This window comes from Leifsonia sp. EB41, from assembly GCF_041262565.1.
GTDB lineage: Bacteria > Actinomycetota > Actinomycetes > Actinomycetales > Microbacteriaceae > Leifsonia.
The window spans coordinates 1,692,645-1,711,109 of record NZ_JBGCCJ010000001.1 but is presented as its reverse complement, the minus strand read 5'-3'; the positions used below and the strand labels follow the sequence as shown (position 1 = coordinate 1,711,109).

Annotated in this window: 12 protein-coding genes and 1 pseudogene; 10 read left to right on the top strand and 3 right to left on the bottom strand. The window is 69.8% G+C overall.

Annotated elements, in window-relative coordinates:
- Window positions 1-25 precede the first annotated feature (25 nt).
- From ABH923_RS08390 to ABH923_RS08365, 6 genes are all read left to right on the top strand, one after another.
- Window positions 26-1,372 carry an ABC transporter substrate-binding protein gene (locus tag ABH923_RS08390; protein ID WP_370054898.1) on the top strand — a complete coding sequence of 449 codons (1,347 nt, stop codon included), beginning with the start codon at window positions 26-28 and terminating at the stop codon, window positions 1,370-1,372.
- Window positions 1,373-1,391: 19 nt separating this feature from the next.
- Complete coding sequence (locus ABH923_RS08385; protein ID WP_370054897.1) at window positions 1,392-2,351, top strand: carbohydrate ABC transporter permease; 960 nt, start codon at window positions 1,392-1,394, stop codon at window positions 2,349-2,351.
- A complete protein-coding gene (locus tag ABH923_RS08380; RefSeq protein ID WP_370054896.1) occupies window positions 2,351-3,238 on the top strand; it encodes a carbohydrate ABC transporter permease in 888 nt (295 codons plus the stop codon). Before ABH923_RS08385 ends, ABH923_RS08380 begins: the two co-directional genes overlap by 1 nt.
- A gap of 172 nt (window positions 3,239-3,410) precedes the next feature.
- Complete coding sequence (locus ABH923_RS08375) at window positions 3,411-5,216, top strand: glycoside hydrolase family 3 protein (RefSeq protein WP_370054895.1); 1,806 nt, start codon at window positions 3,411-3,413, stop codon at window positions 5,214-5,216.
- Between the two features lie 147 nt (window positions 5,217-5,363).
- On the top strand, window positions 5,364-5,816 hold the full coding sequence (locus ABH923_RS08370) for a DapH/DapD/GlmU-related protein (RefSeq protein ID WP_370054894.1): 453 nt from the start codon (window positions 5,364-5,366) through the stop codon (window positions 5,814-5,816).
- Window positions 5,817-5,999: 183 nt separating this feature from the next.
- Window positions 6,000-8,120 (top strand): acyl-CoA dehydrogenase, encoded by a 2,121-nt coding sequence (locus ABH923_RS08365; protein ID WP_370054893.1) that lies wholly within the window; start codon window positions 6,000-6,002, stop codon window positions 8,118-8,120.
- 68 nt (window positions 8,121-8,188) lie between these two features.
- On the opposite strand, the gene ABH923_RS08360 is transcribed toward ABH923_RS08365, so the two are convergent.
- The gene (locus tag ABH923_RS08360) at window positions 8,189-9,169 is read right to left on the bottom strand and encodes a malate dehydrogenase (RefSeq protein ID WP_370054892.1); all 981 of its coding nucleotides are present in this window, start codon (window positions 9,167-9,169) and stop codon (window positions 8,189-8,191) included.
- Between the two features lie 189 nt (window positions 9,170-9,358).
- Between ABH923_RS08360 and pip the strand changes: the two are divergent.
- Window positions 9,359-10,312 (top strand): annotated as a pseudogene (gene pip, locus ABH923_RS08355) (prolyl aminopeptidase); the annotation flags it as partial.
- A gap of 174 nt (window positions 10,313-10,486) precedes the next feature.
- On the opposite strand, the gene ABH923_RS08350 reads toward pip, so the two are convergent.
- Window positions 10,487-10,909, bottom strand: a complete 423-nt coding sequence (locus ABH923_RS08350) for an adenylyltransferase/cytidyltransferase family protein (protein ID WP_370054891.1) — start codon at window positions 10,907-10,909, stop codon at window positions 10,487-10,489.
- Window positions 10,910-11,157: 248 nt separating this feature from the next.
- Between ABH923_RS08350 and ABH923_RS08345 the strand changes: the two genes are divergently transcribed.
- The 3 genes from ABH923_RS08345 to ABH923_RS08335 all read left to right on the top strand — a co-directional run bounded on the left by ABH923_RS08345 (window position 11,158) and on the right by ABH923_RS08335 (window position 17,519).
- Entirely contained in the window at window positions 11,158-11,904 is a 747-nt protein-coding gene (locus ABH923_RS08345) for a CDP-alcohol phosphatidyltransferase family protein (protein WP_370054890.1), read from the top strand.
- On the top strand, window positions 11,901-12,614 hold the full coding sequence (locus ABH923_RS08340) for a hypothetical protein (RefSeq protein ID WP_370054889.1): 714 nt from the start codon (window positions 11,901-11,903) through the stop codon (window positions 12,612-12,614). The genes ABH923_RS08345 and ABH923_RS08340 overlap by 4 nt, the downstream gene beginning before the upstream one ends.
- Window positions 12,615-12,764: 150 nt before the next feature.
- A complete protein-coding gene (locus ABH923_RS08335; protein ID WP_370054888.1) occupies window positions 12,765-17,519 on the top strand; it encodes a PKD domain-containing protein in 4,755 nt (1,584 codons plus the stop codon).
- Here the strand turns inward: ABH923_RS08335 and ABH923_RS08330 are convergent.
- A complete protein-coding gene (locus tag ABH923_RS08330) occupies window positions 17,497-18,465 on the bottom strand; it encodes a glycosyltransferase family 2 protein (RefSeq protein ID WP_370054887.1) in 969 nt (322 codons plus the stop codon). The genes ABH923_RS08335 and ABH923_RS08330 overlap by 23 nt on opposite strands.

The following is an 18,465-nucleotide window of genomic DNA, read 5'->3' as shown; positions in this document are numbered from 1 at the left end:
ACCGAAGAGAACCCGAGAGGAACCGATGATGCTGCCTCGATTTGGAAAGCACCCGCACCGCCCCGCCCACGCCCGTAACGCCGCCGTCCGCACCGCCGTCGCCCTCACCGCCGCCGCGGCGCTCGTCGCGCTGGCCGGCTGCAGCGGCACCCAGGGCGCGACCACCCTGGACCCGTCCGCCAAGGTCACCATCCAGGTCTGGTCGGGGCAGGCCGACGCCGCGGAGAAGACGATCGAAGGGCTCGCGAAGGAGTTCGAGAAGGCGCACCCCAACGTCACCATCGACCTGTCGCCGGGCGCATCCTCCACCGACGGCCTCCTGCAGAAGCTCTCCGCCGGATTCGCCGGCAACCAGTACCCCGACATGTCGTACGCGTTCGGGTCCTGGGCCGGACAGCTGGAGGCGTCGGGCCGCACGCTCGACATCTCCGCCGATGTGAAGAAGCCGGGTGTGAACTGGGACGAGTTCACGGCCGCCGCACGCGGCACCGCTCAGCCGTCCGGGTCGAAGATCATCGGCTTCCCGGCGGTCGTGGACAACATCGGCCTCATCTACAACAAGACCCTGTTCGACAAGGCCGGGCTCGCCTACCCGACCGCCGACTGGACCTGGGACGACTTCCGGGCCGCAGCGAAGAAGCTCACGGACACCGCGAACCACATCTACGGCTACGGCTACTCGGTGTCGGGCAGCGAGGAGACCACCTGGCAGTTCTGGCCGCACCTCTGGCAGAACGGCGGCTCCATCCTCAACAGCGACGGCACAGCGGCGTTCCACTCGACCGCGGGCGACGACGCCCTGACCTTCCTGCGATCGATGGCCGTCGACGACAAGAGCGTCTACCTCGACCAGACCGATGAGAAGTTCGGCCAGCTGTTCGTCAGCAACCGCATCGGGATGATCACCTCCGGCCCGTGGGAGCTCTCCGACCTGAAGACCGGAGGCACGAAGTACGGCGTCGTCCAGCTCCCGGGCACGAAGGGCGACCACCAGACCGTCTCGGGCCCGGACATCTGGGCGCTGTTCGACCACCACGACAAGAACCGCGCCTACTGGGCCACCCAGTTCGCGCAGTGGCTGACCTCCGCAGCGCAGGACGAGCGCTTCAACGTGGCGCAGGGCAACCTCCCGCTGCGGTCGTCCGAGGCGTCGTCGACCGCGGTGGAGCAGCAGACCGCGCAGTACCCCGGTTACGACGTCTTCGTCGCCAACTCGAAGAACGTGAAGGAGACGCGCCCGACCACCCAGAGCTATGCCTCCCTCTCGGTCGCGGTCGGCAAGGCGATCTCGGAGGTCCTGCAGGGCCAGGGCGAGCCGGCCGCGGCGCTCGACGAGGCCGCCAAGACGGCCGACGCGCAGGCGAAGAAGTAGGAACGCCGAGGACACGGCCATGGCAGACACCACCGTCCCCCGCTCCGGGTTCCCGGCGCAGCGGACTCCGGACGACGCGCAGCGCAGTCGTCGCTACCGCCGCAGGCGGGGCCTGACGCGAGCCCTCACCGGCTGGGGCTTCGTCGCCCCGGCGACCGTCATCATCCTGGGGCTCTCGATCTTCCCGGCGCTGTGGGCGTTCGTGCTGTCGTTCCAGAACTGGAACGGCTTCAGCCCGGCGACCTGGGTGGGAGGCCAGAACTACGCGAACCTGATGAGCGACGCCGAGTTCGGGAACGCCGTGCTCAACACGGTCGGGTTCACCCTCCTGTTCGTGCCGGCCTCCGTGCTGCTCGGGCTGTTCCTCGCGGTGGCGCTCAACCGGCGCATCCGCTGGATGGGCTTCTACCGGACCGCCATCTTCGTCCCGTTCGTGGCCTCCGCCGCCTCGACCGGCATCCTGTCGACGTACCTGTTCAGCGCGCAGTTCGGGCTCGTCAACAATGTGCTCCGCGTGTTGGGCCTGCCGCAGCAGGGCTGGCTGGACGATCCCCACCAGGCGATGCTGGTCATCGCGATCATGTCGCTGTGGGGCGCCGCGGCGTTCACCACGGTGATCTACCTCGCCGCGCTGCAGGATGTGCCGGCCGACCTGATCGAGGCCGCCCGCATCGACGGCGCGAACCGCTGGCAGACCTTCTGGCGCATCGTCTGGCCGCAGCTGGCGCCGGTGACCGTGTTCGTGACGATCTGGCAGACCATCGAGGCCATCCAGCTCTTCGACCTCGTCTACACGACGACGAAGGGCGGCCCATTGAACGCGACGGAGACGATCGTGTACTTCCTCTACGACAAGGCGTTCCACGCGCTGCAGTTCGGCTACGGCTCTGCCGCCGCCTACGTGCTGTTCGCGGTCACCCTGGTCATCACGATCGGCGTCGTGCTGTACTCGCGGCGCCGGGGATCGGAGGCGATCTGATGGTCAGCGTGCTCGACCAGGTGTCCTCGGCGACCGAGCGGGTGGCCGCGCAGACCGGCGACCGCGGACGGAGGAGGCGCCGGCTCAGCGGCTGGCACTTCGTGCTCTTCCCGATCGCGATCCTGTTCCTGGTGCCCTTCCTGCAGATGACGCTGGCGTCGTTCTCGCCCGCGAAGGAGCTGGTGGCCTTCCCGCCGCCGTTCTTCCCGTCGCACTTCACTCTCGACGGCTACACCAAGCTGTTCGGCACGACCGACATCATGCTGTGGCTCGGCAACACCGTCATCGTCTCGACGACCGCGATCGTGTCGAATCTGGTGCTCTGCTCGCTCGCCGGCTACGGCTTCGCCCGCCTGAAGTTCGCCGGACGCAACTTCGGCTTCCTGATGATCCTCGCGACGATCATGATCCCGACGCAGCTGCTGATGATCCCCACGTACATCCTGTTCGCGACCCTCGGCCTGCTCAACGGGCTGGGTGCGGCGATCGTGCCGTGGCTGGCGACCGCTTTCGGTATCTTCCTGATGCGGCAGTTCTTCCTCTCCCTCCCGATGGAGCTGGAGGAGGCCGGGGCGATCGACGGCTGCAACCGCTGGCAGATCTTCTTCCGGATCGTGCTCCCGCTGGCCAGGCCGGCCCTCGCGACGCTCGCGATCTTCACCCTGCTGGGAGCCTGGAACGACCTGGTCTGGCCGCTCATCGCGATCAACAACCAGCAGGCGTTCACCCTCCAGCTCGGCATCGCGAACTTCCAGGGCACGCACCAGACCGACTGGAGCCTGATCATGGCGGGCAACGTCGTCGCCACGCTGCCGCTCATCCTGTTCTTCCTGTTCGCGCAGCGGCACTTCATCGCGACGATGACGTTCTCGGGACTGAAAGGCTGAACGGAGGCGCCGTCTTTCTCTCGAGGGGCACGTTGTTGTCACTTTCGGCGCCCGAAAGCGACAACGACGTGCCCTTCGGCGCCCTCAGCGGGTCGCGAGACTCACGGGAAAAACCAAGCAACAGTCGGTTTATGATCGGAACCGTCAACCCGTGACGCCCGAAGGAGTGCGAATGACCGACACGACCACCACCGACCCCACCGCCGCCGACAGCACCGCCGACCTCCCCGTCGACCCCCGCTACCGCGACGCGGACCTCCCGCTCGACGAGCGCGTCGAGAACCTGCTCGGCCAGATGACCCTGGAGGAGAAGGCCGGCCTGTTCTTCCAGACCATGATCACCATCGGCGAGGGCGGCGCGGTCGCCGGCCCGAACCCGCTGTTCGGGATCGCGGACAGCGCCGAGATGATCCGCGACCGGCACATGTCGCACTTCAACGTCTTCGGGGCCGCCAGCTCGGCCGCCGAGATGGCCGAGTGGCACAACCGCATCCAGGAGGTCGCCGCGGGCACCCGCCTCGGCATCCCGGTCACGCTCTCCACCGACCCGCGCCACTCGTTCAGCGACAACCCGGGCGCCGCGATCATGGCGGGCCCGTTCTCGCAGTGGCCGGAGACGCTCGGCCTTGCGGCGATCGGCGACGAGGAGCTGGTCGAGCGCTTCGCCGACATCGCGCGCCAGGAGTACACGGCGGTCGGCATCCGCGTCGCCCTGCACCCGCAGATCGACCTCGCGACCGAGCCGCGCTGGGCGCGCCAGGTCGCCACGTTCGGCGAGGACCCCGACCTCACCTCCCGGCTCGGCGCCGCGTACATCCGCGGCTTCCAGGGCGCCGAGCTCGGCCCGGACTCGGTCGCGACGATGACCAAGCACTTCCCGGGCGGCGGCCCGCAGAAGGACGGCGAAGACGCGCACTTCCCGTACGGCCGCGAGCAGGTCTACCCAGGCGGCGCGTTCGAGACGCACCTCAAGCCGTTCGAGGCCGCGTTCGAGGCGGGCACCAGCCAGATCATGCCGTACTACGGGATGCCGGTCGGCACCGAGTACGAGGAGGTCGGCTTCGGCTTCAACAAGTCCGTCGTCACGGGCCTGCTGCGCGAGCGCTACGGCTTCGACGGGATCGTCTGCACCGACTGGGGACTGCTCACCGACGCGGAGATCGGCGGCCAGCCGTTCCCGGCCCGCGCCTGGGGCGTCGAGCACCTGTCGACGCGCGAGCGGATGCAGAAGATCCTGGACGCCGGGGCCGACCAGTTCGGCGGCGAGGCCATCCCGGACCTCCTCATCGAGCTCGTGCGCAGCGGCGACCTGGCGGAGGAGCGCCTGGACGTCTCCGCGCGTCGCCTGCTGCGCGAGAAGTTCCGGCTCGGCCTCTTCGACGCGCCGACGGTCGACCCGGCCCGCGCGGCCGCGGTGGTCGGCAGCGCGGCATTCGTCGCGGCGGGGGAGGCCGCGCAGCGCGCCTCGGTGACCCTGCTGAAGAACGAGGGCGTCCTCCCGCTCGCCCGCGGTGCGAAGGTGTTCCTGCACGGCTTCGACCCGGAGGCCGTGGCCGGCTACGCGACGGTCGTCGGCAGCCCGGAGGAGGCCGACGTCGCGCTCGTCCGTCTGCACGCGCCGTACGAGCAGCGCTCCACGATGTTCGAGAACTTCTTCCACGCGGGCTCGCTCGACTTCCCGCAGGAGACGGTGGACGAGGTCCTCGCCATCGCCCGCGCGGTGCCGACCGTGCTGGAGGTGTTCCTCGACCGCCCGGCCATCCTCACGCCGTTCGCGGGCGAGGTCCGCGCCCTCGCGGCCGACTTCGGCGCGAGCTCCGCTGCGCTGCTCGACGTGCTGTTCGGGGAGGCCGCGCCGGAGGGCCGGCTCCCGATGGACCTGCCGTCGTCGATGGCCGCGGTGGTCGAGAACCGCCCGGATGTGCCGTTCGACACGGCCGACCCGCTCTTCCGCTTCGGTCACGGCCTGAGCTACTAGCCGGGCAAGTTCCAAGCATCCCCCCTGGTCGCCCCCGGATCGCAGGCGTACAGTGCCCTTTCCGTTGGGCGATCAGGGAATCTTTCATCCCCGTCCACGGTTATGTCAGGTGGCATAATCTCGCGACGATCTCGAAGGAGGGATGACATGGCACGAAGAATAGAGGAACTCGAGGACGAGACCGGCGCAATCATCAAGTACAGGCGGCACCCGAACGGCAAGGGACTCGTCTCCCCGACGGCCCGCGTGGCCGACTCGGCCCGCATCGAGCCGACCGCCTATGTGGAGGCCGACGCCCGCGTCGGGCTGGACGCCTACATCGGCGCCGGAAGCTGGATCGACTCCGGTGCGACGATCGGTGACCGCACCTTCGTCGGCGCCAACGTCCACATCGGCAAGGGCTGCGTCATCGGCAGCGGCGTGCGCATCGGCAGCAACGTGAAGGTGGGCGAGAACGCCATGATCGGCAACGGCGCCCGCGTCGACCGGGACGAGCAGCTCGCGCCGGGGACCATCATCGAGCTGCGCGGGGCGTCCGCCGCGCGCGCGGCCCTCGCCTCCCTGCCTCGCGAGGCGCGCCCGACCCGCCGGGCGGCCTGAGCCGTACCAACCACCGGCCCGCCTTGTCCATACCCGATGACGTTCGGGACGGCGATTTGGAGCTTCCCACAAACGGCCCGCGGACCTCGCGGGCCGTTTTTGTCGCCTCCGCACCGACGGTTTCGCCTGGTCGTCACCCGGTCGTAGCGTGACGATGACCCCGAGACATCGAAGAGGAACCTCATGGTTGACACCGCAGAGCGCGCACCCGAGAAGCCCCGTACCACCCCCGTCGTCGACGCTGCCGAGAACGAGGCGGCCGCCGCAGCAGCCGCGACCGCTCCGGCAGGCGCCGCGCCGCACGTCGACGTGGCGGCGCTGGGCCGCCAGCTCCTCGGCACCTGGGCGGAGGTCCGCCTGGCCTCCCGTGCGCTCTCCTCGCAGCCCGAGCTGCAGAAGGTCGAGGGACTCTCCGTCGCCGACCACCGCAAGCGCGTCTTCGGGCAGCTCAAGCTGCTGGTCGACCACGGCCAGGTGCACCGGGCCTTCCCGAAGTCTGTCGGCGGCATGGAGGACCACGGCGGCAACATCGCCGCCTTCGAGGAGCTCGTCGCAGCCGACCCGTCCCTGCAGATCAAGTCCGGCGTGCAGTGGGGCCTGTTCGGCGCGGCCGTGCTGCACCTCGGCACGGAGTACCACCACACGACGTACCTGCCGGCGATCATGTCGCTCGACGTGCCGGGCGCCTTCGCCATGACCGAGACCGGCCACGGCTCGGACGTCGCCGCCATCGCGACCACCGCGACCTACGACCCGGAGACGAAGGACTTCGTCCTCGACACCCCGTTCCGCGGAGCGTGGAAGGACTACCTCGGCAACGCGGCGGTCGACGCCACCGCCGCGGTGGTGTTCGCGCAGCTCGTCACCAAGGGTGTCAACCACGGGGTGCACGCCTTCTACGTGCCCATCCGCGACGCGAACGGCGACTTCCTGCCGGGGATCGGCGGCGAGGACGACGGCCAGAAGGGCGGCCTCAACGGCATCGACAACGGGCGGCTGCACTTCACCGGCGTCCGCATCCCGCGCACCGACCTCCTCAACCGTTACGGCGACGTCGCGGAGGACGGCACGTACACCTCCCCGATCTCCAGCCCCGGCCGGCGCTTCTTCACCATGCTCGGCACGCTCGTCCAGGGCCGTGTCTCGCTCGACGGCTCCGCGACCATCGCGGCGAAGATCGGCCTGAAGATCGCGCTGACCTACGGCGACCAGCGCCGCCAGTTCACCGCGGGCAGCGACACCGACGAGGAGGTCGTGCTCGACTACCAGCGCCACCAGCGCCGGCTGCTCCCGCTGCTGGCCACGACGTACGCGGAGAGCTTCGCGCACGAGATGTTCCTGCACAAGTTCGACGACGTGTTCAGCGGCAAGACCGACACGGACGCCGACCGCCAGGACCTGGAGACCATCGCGGCGGCGCTCAAGCCGCTGAGCACCTGGCACGCGCTGGAGACCCTCCAGGAGGCGCGCGAGGCGTGCGGCGGCGCGGGATTCCTGACCGAGAACCGGATCACCTCGCTGCGTCAGGACCTCGACATCTGGGTGACCTTCGAGGGCGACAACAACGTCCTCCTGCAGCTCGTCGCCAAGCGCCTGCTGACCGACTTCAGCCGCAAGTTCGCGAAGGCCGACGCCGGCGCGCTCGCGCGGTACGTCGTCGTGCAGGCGGCCGGCAAGGCGTACCACGGCTCGGGCCTCCGCAGCGTCGGCCAGACCGTGCGCGACTTCGGCTCGACGGCCCGCGCGGTCAACTGGCTGCAGGAGTCCGCCACCCAGCGCGAGCTGCTCACCGACCGCGTCGAGACGATGATCTCCGAGATCGGCGGACGCCTGCGCCCGGCCTCCAAGCTGGGCAAGAAGGCCGCGGCCGATCTGTTCAACTCGCAGCAGAACGAGCTGATCGAGGCCGCCCGGGCGCACGGTGAGCTGCTGCAGTGGGAGGCCTTCACCGAGGCCCTGGAGCAGGCGCCGGACGCCGGGACCAAGCAGGTGCTGACCTGGCTGCGCGACCTGTTCGGTTTCGGGCTGATCGAGAAGCACCTGGCCTGGTACCTCATCCACGGCCGGCTCTCGCCACAGCGCGCACAGGCCGTGTCGGCGTACATCGACCGGCTGCTGACCCGCATCCGCCCGCACGCGGTCGACCTGGTGGACGCGTTCGGCTACGGACCCGAGCTGGTGCGCGCGAAGATCGCGAGCGGCGCCGAGGCCGAGCGCCAGGCGGAGGCGCGCGCGTACTACGCCGCCCGCCGCGCCGACGGCACGCTCCCCACCCCCGAGAAGGCGCCCACGAAGCACCGCTGACGAACGAACTGACAGGACACGCCGCCTCGCGAGCCCGCGAGGCGGCGTGTTCTGTCAGACAGGTGCGGTCAGAGGAGGCCGAGGGCGCGCACGGCGTCGCGCTCGGACGCGAGCTCGGCGACGGAGGCGTCGATCCGCTCGCGTGAGAACGCGTCGATGGCGAGGCCCTGCACGATCTCCCAGCGGCCGTCGACGCCGCGCACCGGGAACGACGAGATGAGGCCCTCCGGCACGCCGTAGGAGCCGTCCGACACGACCGCGGCCGAGGTCCAGCGCTCGCCGGTGCCGTCCACCCAGTCGCGGACGTGGTCGATGGCGGCGCTCGCCGCGGAGGCCGCGGACGATGAGCCGCGCACCGCGATGATCTCGGCGCCGCGCTTCGCCACCCGCGGGATGTACTCCTCCGCCAGCCAGCCCTCGTCCACCAGCTCGGTCGCGGGCCGGCCGTGCACGGTGGCGTGGCTGAGGTCGGGGTACTGGCTCGCCGAGTGGTTGCCCCACACGATGACGCCCTCGATCGCGGAGACCGGGACGCCGAGCTTCGCCGCGAGCTGCGCGACGGCGCGGTTGTGGTCGAGTCGGGTCATCGCGGTGAAGCGCTCGGCGGGGATGTCCGGGGCGTGCGCGCTCGCGATCAGCGCATTGGTGTTGGCGGGGTTGCCCACGACGAGCACGCGCACGTCGTCGGCGGCGACGTCGTTGAGCGCGGCGCCCTGCGGGCCGAAGATGCCGCCGTTGGCCTCCAGGAGGTCCGCGCGCTCCATCCCGGCGGTGCGCGGCCGCGCCCCGACGAGCAGGGCGACGCTCGCGCCGTCGAAGGCCGCGCGCGGGTCGTCGGTCACGTCGACACCGTGCAGCAGCGGGAAGGCGCCGTCCTGCAGCTCCAGCGCTGTGCCCTCGGCGGCGCCGAGCCCGGCCGGGATCTCCAACAGCCGCAGCCGCACCGGCACGTCGCGCCCGAGCAGCTGCCCGGAGGCGATGCGGAAGAGGAGGGCGTAGCCGATCTGTCCACCGGCGCCGGTGACGGCGACGGTCACGGGGGTGCTCATGCCGCGAGCCTAGCGCTGTCGGCAACGGAGGACATCCGTCCGGAACGACCTCCGAACGGCAGTTAACGGAGGAGGGGAGGCCGGATTTGGGGTGGAAGTCCTCCGTTGGCCGCAGGTGGTGGGGTGGGGGGGCGGATGGGGCGGGCGCGGCGCATGGGGGAGGCGGGGCTGGGCCGCTACAGTCGCACCATGCGCACTCTCTACCCGGAGATCGAGCCCTACGACAGCGGGATGCTGGACGTCGGCGATGACCAGCAGGTGTACTGGGAGACCAGCGGGAACCCGGACGGCAAGCCGGTCGTGTTCCTGCACGGCGGCCCCGGCGGCGGCAGCACGCCCTCCCATCGGCGGCTGTTCGATCCCGAGCGGTACCGGATCGTCCTGCTCGACCAGCGCAACTGCGGTCGCAGCCTCCCGCACGCGAGCGACCCGGACGCCGACCTGTCCGCGAACACCACCTGGAATCTCGTCTCCGACCTGGAGAAGCTGCGCGAGCACCTGGAGATCGAGCGCTGGCAGGTGTTCGGCGGCTCGTGGGGCAGCGCGCTGGCGCTCGCGTACGCGGAGACGCATCCCGAGCGGGTGACCGAGCTGATCGTGCGCGGCATCTTCACGCTGCGTCCGGCCGAGCTGGACTGGTTCTACGAGGGCGGCGCCGCCGCGCTGTTCCCCGACCTCTGGGAGGGCTTCGTGGAGCCGGTGCCGCCGGCAGAGCGCGGCCACCTGATCCGCGCGTACAGCCGGCTGCTCGCCGACGAGGACCCGGCGGTGCACGGTCCGGCCGCCGTCGCCTGGTCGCGCTGGGAGTCCTCCACGATCACGCTGCTGCCACGGCCGGAGGTCGTCGAGACATTCACCGAGGAAAAGTACGCGGTCGCCTTCGCGCGCATCGAGAACCACTACTTCATGAACGGAGGCTGGTTCGAGGAGGACCAGCTCATCCGCGACGCGTACAAGCTGGAGGGCATCCCCGGGGTCATCGTCCAGGGCCGCTACGACGTCTGCACGCCGGCGATGACGGCCTGGGACCTGCACAAGGCGTGGCCGGAGGCCGAGCTGAACATCGTCCCGGACGCCGGGCACGCGTACGACGAGCCGGGGATCCTGGACGCGCTGATCGAGGCGACCGACCGGTTCGCCGGCGATGCGGCCGCCGAGGCAGACGACCTGGACGACGAGGCCACGGGCGACGAAGACGTGGACGACGAGGCCACGGATGAAGACGGCTCGGACGAAGAGTCCTCGGACGAGGAAGCCGCGGACGAGGAAGCCGCGGACGAGGAAGCCGCGGGCGACGAGGGCGAGAAGTAGTCCCGCTCAGCCGGCGAGCGCCGCGAGCGCCTTCCTGAGCTGCGTTGACGAGGTCGTCATCGTGTACGGGAAGTACACGACCTCCACGCCCACGGCGGCGAACTCCCGCTCCAGCCGGAGGCCCTTCTCGGTGCCGCGCCAGTCGTCGCCCTTGAAGAACACGTCGAAGCGCAGGTCCCGCCACATGTCGAGCTTGTCCGGGACGGTCTCGGCGACCGCCTCGTCCACGTAGGCGATGTGGCGCACGATCTCGATCCGCTCCGCGAGGGGGATGACCGGGTCGACTCCCTTGGTGAGCCGCAGCATCTCGTCGGAGACCACGCCCGCGATCAGGTAGTCGCACTCGCTCTTGGCGTGCTTGAGGATGTTGAGGTGTCCGATGTGGAACAGGTCGAACGCTCCTGCGGCATAGCCGACGCGCATGCTCACTTCGATGGCCCCCTTCGGGTGAGGTATCCTCACCTATTCTGCACAAAAAGTGAGAACTTGTCACTAGAAGTTCACGAACAGGAGGGTGCGCGCACCCGTGTCACCCGAACGGGGTGCGTACCGAGGGGTGTTAGTTGAGGGTTTCTCAACTAGACTCCTGGGCACGGCCCGACCGCCGCTGGGAACCCGAACCCGAACCTGGTTCCACGCTGTCCGGCCGCGGCCGACGGCGTCAGGAAGGGGGAGGGATGAGCACCAGCGACAGCACCGCGTCGTACGGCGACATCGTGCGCCGCCTCGCCGGAGCGCAGAAGGTGTCGCTCCCGGGCTCACCTCCCTACTCCATCTACGTGAACCGGAAGGCCGGGCGCCTGATCGCCGCGTGGGCCTACCGTGCCGGGCTGACGCCGAACGCGGTGACGGCGATCTCCGCAGTGCTGACGTTCGCGGGCATCCTGAGCATCGCCCTGATCCCGCCCGCGGCGTGGAGCGGCCTGCTGGTCTGGCTGCTGCTGGCGCTGGGCTACGCGTTCGACTCCGCCGACGGGCAGGTCGCACGGTTGCGCGGCGGCGGCTCGCCCGCGGGCGAGTGGCTCGACCACGTCGTGGACTGCGCCAAGCTGTCCAGTCTCCACATCGCGGTCGCGATCGCGATGTTCCGCTGGTTCGCACTGCCGCCGGCGTGGCTGCTGCTCCCTCTTCTCTATGCGATCGTCGCCGCGGTCACGTTCTTCGGCATGATCCTCAACGACCTGCTGCGCGACGCTCGCGGCGGTCAGCGCACCAGGGAGCCCGGCCGCCGGGCGCTCGCGCACACGATCCTGATCCTGCCCACCGACTACGGGATCCTCTGCCTCGTGTTCCTCCTGCTCGGCTGGCCGATGCTGTTCACCATCGCCTACGGCCTCTTCTTCATCGCGAACCTCGGAGCTCTCGCCTTCGCGCTTCCGCGCTGGTTCGCGCAGATGAAGCAACTCGGAAAGGAAGTCCGATGACCTCGCACGACGAGAAGAAGCCCACGGAGGGCGCCGCGCGGAAGAAGCCGCGGAATGTCGCCCTGATCGCCGCCGGCGCCGTGGTCGTGCTCGGCCTGGCGGCCGTGGGGATCTGGTGGGGTGCGACGAACGGGCCGGCGTCCTCGCCGGTCGCCGCCGACTCCACGCGCACGCCGGCCGCCTCGTCGGCTCCCGGCGCGTCCTCGGCTCCGGGCTCGTCGGCCTCCGGCGCTCCGGCCACCGGAGCTCCGGCCACCGGCTCCACTCCCGCACCGAGCACCGTCCCGGGAGCGGCGGGGGCCGCCCTTCCGCAGCGTCAGCCGGTCGCGATGGAGTCCACGACGTCCGTCGTCAAGGGCGTGACCGTCGCGATGACCAAGCTGGAGTCGGTGAAGGGAGAAGCGGAGGGGGTCGGCGAGATCGCCGGGCCCGCGATCCGGTTCACGCTGGCCTTCTCGAACGCCGGCGCCGCCGCCTACCCGACGCAGGGCGTCGTCGTGAACGTCTACTACGGCAAGGACAACACGCCGGCCCTCCCCCTGAGCAAGCCGGGCGGGACGACCCTCGCGTCGAGTGTCAAAGCGGGCTCCACGGCGTCCGCGACCTACATCTTCACTGTGCCGGAGGACCAGCGTGGGTCCGTCATCGTCACGGTGGACTATCAGGCGGGTTCTCCCGCCATCGCCTTCCAAGGCGCCGCCCCGAAGTGACAGTCTCGCCCCCCCAATACGGGGGGCGAGCGCCCCACTCCACCCGATTGCTGAGCTAAGCTCAGCGCCAGAAAACTGAGAAATCGTCGAGAAATCCCCCGAGCACCCCTTGCGACCTTTCTCCTCACAACCCGAACACAGGATGAAATCGTGACTGCATCGCACGAACCTCCCGCCAGGAGCGGGACCTCACCGGAGCCGGTGGATCGACCGCGCCGGAGCCGAGCGCTCCGCGCCGCGGCGGTCGGCCTCATCGCCGCAGTCGCGACGATCATGGCCTCTCTCGTCGTCACCCAGCCCGCGCTGGCCGACACAGCTCCACCTCCGGGCGTCCCCACGACCGTGAGCGCCGACCCGCTGCCCACCGTCCAGATGGACGGCGTGGCCTGGGTCGAGCAGGTCGTGGGCAACACCGTCTACGTCGGCGGTCAGTTCGCGAACGCGCGCCCAGCGGGCTCCGCGTCGGGGACCAACCTGACTCCGCGCGCCAACATGCTCGCCTTCGACCTGACCACGGGAGCGCTGAACACCTCGTTCAACCCCGGGCCGAACGCGCAGGTCAAGGCGCTCGCGGTCTCGCCCGACGGCACGCGCCTCTACGTGGGCGGCTCGTTCACGACCATCGGCGGTGCGACCAGGTACCGGCTCGCGGCGTTCAACACCGCGACGGGCGCGCTCATCACGAGCTTCGTCCCGGTGATCAACGCGACCGTCAACGGCATCGTGGCCACGAACACCACGGTCTACGCGGTCGGCGCGTTCTCGTCCGCCGGCAACCAAGCGCGCACCTACGCGGCCTCGTTCTCGGCGAGCAACGGCGCACTCCTGCCGTGGGCGCCGACGATCGCCGGCGGCACGGCTCAGCACATCGTGATGTCGCCGGACGGCTCGAAGGTCGTCATCGGCGGCAACTTCACGTCGGTCAACGGGTCGTCCAACCCCGGGTACGGTCTCGCCGCGCTCACGCCGGACACCGCGACGATGCTGCCGTGGAACGTGAACGGCCTCATCCGCGACGGCGGCACCCAGGCCGCGATCGAGAGCCTGCACGCCGACGCGTCGGGGCTCTACGGCTCCGGCTACGTCTTCGGCCAGGGCGGCAACCTGGAAGGCTCCTTCCGGGCCGACTGGACGAACGGCGACATGGTCTGGGTCGAGGACTGCCACGGCGACACCTACGACGTGACGGTCCTCCAGGGCGTGGAATACGCTGTCGGCCACCCGCACTACTGCGGCAACATCGGCGGCTTCCCGCAGACCAGCCCGACGTGGACCTTCCACCGCGCGCTGGCCTTCACGACGGACGTCCGTGGCACGATCACGACCGACCCGTACGGGTACTACAACTTCGCGGGCAACCCGCGGCCCGACCTCCTGAACTGGTACCCCGATGTCAACGTCGGCTCGTACACCGGTCAGAGCCAGGGGCCGTGGAGCAACGAGTCGTCCGGCAACTACCTCATCCTCGGCGGCGAGTTCACCCAGGTGCAGGGCAAGCAGCAACAGGGTCTGGTGCGGTTCGCCGTGCCGTCCATCGCGCCGCTGAAGATCGGGCCGCAGATCCCCGCAGCCTCCTACACCCCGAACGTGATCTCCCTCACGGCCGGCACCGCGCGCATCGCCTTCAAGACGAACTGGGACCCGGACAACGAGACCCTGACGTACGACGTGATCCGCGGGCAGGCGACAGGTCACCCGATCTACACCACCCAGGTGACGACGCCGTTCTGGCAACCCAAATCCATCGTCTTCACCGATACCGGACAGACGCCGGGATCGACGCAGACCTACCGGATCAGAGCGACGGATCCCAACGGCAACTCGGTGATGGGCCCGTCGGTGTCGGTCACGATCGCGAGCTCCGGGTCGATGACGCCCTACGCGTCCAACACGCTGGGCAACAGCCCTGAGTACTACTGGCCGCTCAACGAGAGCTCCGGCCCCACCGCCTACGACTGGGCCAACGGGAACGACGCGACACTGAACACGGGCGTCACCCGCTCCGGCACGGGACCGCTGAACCCGGACAGCTCGACCGCTGCCGCCTTCGACGGCCAGTCCGACGGGTTCTACCCCGCGCCCTCGAACGAGGACGGGCCGAACACGTTCACCGCGCAGGCCTGGATCAAGACGACGACAACGCAGGGAGGCAAGATCCTCGGATTCGGCAACCAGGCGACAGGCAACTCGTCCAGCTACGACCGGCACATCTACATGGCCAACAACGGTCAGGTGTACTTCGGCGTGTACCCGGGCAGCGTGCAGACGCTGAACACCCCGAACGCGCTGAACGACGGGCAGTGGCACCAGATCACCGCGACCCTCGGCAGCGGAGGCATGGTCCTCTACGTCGACGGCAAGAAGGTGGCGTCGCGAACCGACATCACCTCCGCCCAGGGGTACAACGGCTACTGGCGGGTCGGCGGTGACAACCTGAACGGATGGACCAACCAGCCGTCGAGCAGCTACTTCGGTGGCAGCATCGCCCAGGTGGCCATCTACCAGTCCGTGCTCAGCCGCACGCAGGTCTCCGCGTCGTACCAGTCGGCCGGCTACACCCTGAACGTGCCCACCGCTCCGGCGGACGCGTACGGGGCGGCCGTCTACCAGAGCGACCCCGACCTGTACTGGCGTCTCGCCGACACGGGCTCGACCGCGGCCGACTCGGGACAGTACGGTCAGACCGGCACCTACCAGGGCGGCTACACCCACAACCAGGCCGGCGCGCTGAACGGAGTTGCCAACGCGGCGACGTCGTTCGACGGCAACTCGGGCGTGCTGGTCAGCAATGTGCAGGTGTCGAACCCGACCACGTACTCGCTGGAGGGCTGGTTCAAGACGACCACGACCTCCGGCGGCAAGCTGATCGGGTTCGGCGACCAGCCGAGCGGGCTGTCGGGCAACTACGACAGGCACATCTACATGCAGAACGACGGACGCATCGTCTTCGGCGTGTGGACCGGCCAGACCAACACCATCACCTCGCCCAACCCGCTGAATGACGGCAACTGGCACTACGTGGTGGCGACGCAGGCCTCGGACGGCATGGTGCTGTACGTCGACGGAGTCGCAGTCGGGACCAACCCGCAGACCCAGGCCCAGGGCTACAACGGCTACTGGCGCGTGGGAGGTGACAACACGTGGGGATCGAGCAGCCCGTACTTCAACGGGACGCTCGACGAGATCGCCGTCTACTCGACGGAGCTCTCGGCGGCGACGGTGGCCAACCACTACTCGCTCGGGTCGAGCGGCACGCCGGCGAACCAGCCGCCGACCGCCTCCTTCACGGCGAGCTCGTCGGGGCTGATCGCCTCGACGAACGCCTCCGCGTCGACCGACTCGGACGGCACGGTCGTCGGGTACTCGTGGAACTGGGGTGACGGCGCCACCTCGACCGGGGTCACCGCCAGTCACACCTACGCCACGGCGGGCACCTACACGGTCACGCTGACGGTCACCGACAACGGTGGGGCGACGGGCACGTCGTCCCAGCCGGTCACCGTCGCGCCGATCCCGAACCAGCCGCCGACGTCGTCCTTCACGGTGACGCCGACCAACCTCTCGGTCAGCACCGACGCCTCGGCGTCGACCGACCCCGACGGCACGATCGTCGGCTACGCGTGGAACTGGGGTGACGGCGCCACCGGAACCGGTGTCACCGCGAACCACACCTACGCGGCAGGCGGGACCTACACGATCACCCTGACCACGACGGACAACAGCAACGCGAGCACCAGCTCGACGAAGCAGGTGACGGTGACTCCGCCGAACCAGCCTCCGACAGCGGCGTTCACGTCGTCCGCCAACGGCCTGGCCCTGAGCGTGGACGGCTCGACCTCCAACGATCCGGACGGCACGATCGCCTCCTATGCCTGGAACTTCGGCGACGGGGCGACCGCGACAGGGGCGACGGCGTCGCACACCTACGCAGCAGCCGGGACGTACACGGTCACGCTGGTGGTCACCGACAACCAGTCGGCGACCGGCACCACGAGCCAGCAGGTGACGGTGGCCAAGGCCAACGTGGCCCCGACGGCGGCGTTCACGTCGTCCGCCAACGGCCTCGCGGTGAGCGTGGACGGTTCGACCTCCAACGATCCGGATGGCACGATCGCCTCCTACGCCTGGAACTTCGGCGACGGAGCGACGGCGACCGGGGCGACGGCGTCGCACACCTACGCGGCGGCAGGGACCTACACGATCACGCTGGTGGTCACCGACAACCAGTCGGCGACCGGCACGACGTCCAAGCAGGTCGTCGTCACCGCCACCACCGGCGCCGTGCTCGCCTCCGACGCCTTCGGCAGGACCGTGGCGAACGGTTGGGGCTCGGCCGACACCGGCGGCGCCTGGACCGCGACCGGGACGGCGGCGAACTTCGCCGTCGGCAACGGCGTCGGATCCATCGCGGTCCCGGTGGGCATGACGCGCACCGAGCGACTGGGCGCGGTCTCCTCGGCGGCGTCGGACGTACAGGCGTCCTTCACCGTCGACAGGGCGGCGACCGGCGGCGGCCAGTACGTCGGCCTCATCGGCCGGCAGGTCGGCAGCACCGCCTTCTACGGAAGGGCCTGGATCAAGGCGGGTGGCGCCGTCCAGATCCAGATCCTGGAGGGCGGGACCACGCTGAAGGCGCTGAACGTCACCGGGCTCACCTGGACGCCGGGCATGGTGCTCAACGTCCGGATGACCACGGTCGGCAACGGGACCACGACCACGATGAACGCCAAGGTCTGGGACGCCTCCCAGCCTGAGCCGGCGACCTGGCAGGTGACGGCCACGAGCACCACGGCCGCCATGCAGCCCGCCGGAAGCGTCGGCGTGGTCGCCTACGTCTCCGCCTCGGCGACGGACCCGACGACGAACATCACCGTGGACAACTTCAGCGCGAAGTCGGCTCAGTAGTCCTCGGACGATCAGGATGGCGGGGAGTGCGGGACAGCCGAAGGCCGTCCCTGGCTCCCCGCCATCCGGCGCGTACGGCCTCGGTCGAGGTCAGGAACTGACGGCGGCCGCCCTGCAGCAGGATCTCCCACGCGACGGGGACGGTGGACCGGCGCCACGCGCGGACGGTCTCCGGCGGCAGGTTCCTGGCCGCGAACAGCAGCCGGTTCCGGATGTTGTAGTAGTAGTACGTCGCCGACTTGCGGGCGCCGGAGCGGGACCCGTCCGTGCCCTGCGTGCCGCCTTCGTCGTGGACGGCAGTGGCCTCCTCGACCAGCGACAGCGTCCCGCCGGCGCGGGTGACGCGGAGCGACAGGTCGACGTCCTCCCAGTAGAGGAAGTATTCGTCGGCGAAGCCGCCCACGGCGTCCCAGAGCTCCGCGGTCACGAGCAGGCACGCGCCGCTCAGCCAGGGAACCCGCTCGCCCGGCACGGTGCCGCGGCGCGCGGCGGATCGGATGCGCCCGTCCCTCAGGTACACGTCGGCGCCCACGGACCACGGCGTGCCGTCCGAGCGTCTGACGACAGGCGAGAGCAGCGCGAGCGGCTCGACCGCGGAGCGCTGGGCCAGCGCCGCCACGCTCGCACGGTCGATCGTGGCGTCGGGGTTGAGCAGCAGGAACCGGCGCGCGCCGAGCTCCCCGGCGCGCGCGACACCCGCGTTCATCCCGGACCCGAAGCCGACGTTCTCGGCGGACGCCACGACGTCCCAGCCGTGCGTGGAGGCCAGCGAGCGCAGGCTCGCGAGCTCCTCCTTCGTCGAGAAGTTGTCCACGACCACGACGACGGCCTCGGGGAGCGCGGCCGCGACGGAGCCCAGCGTCCGGGCGAGCAGGCCGGACGACCCGTAGTTCACCACCACCACCGCGAGCCCGTCGAGCTCGCTGGGAAGGCCTGAGGCTGCCAT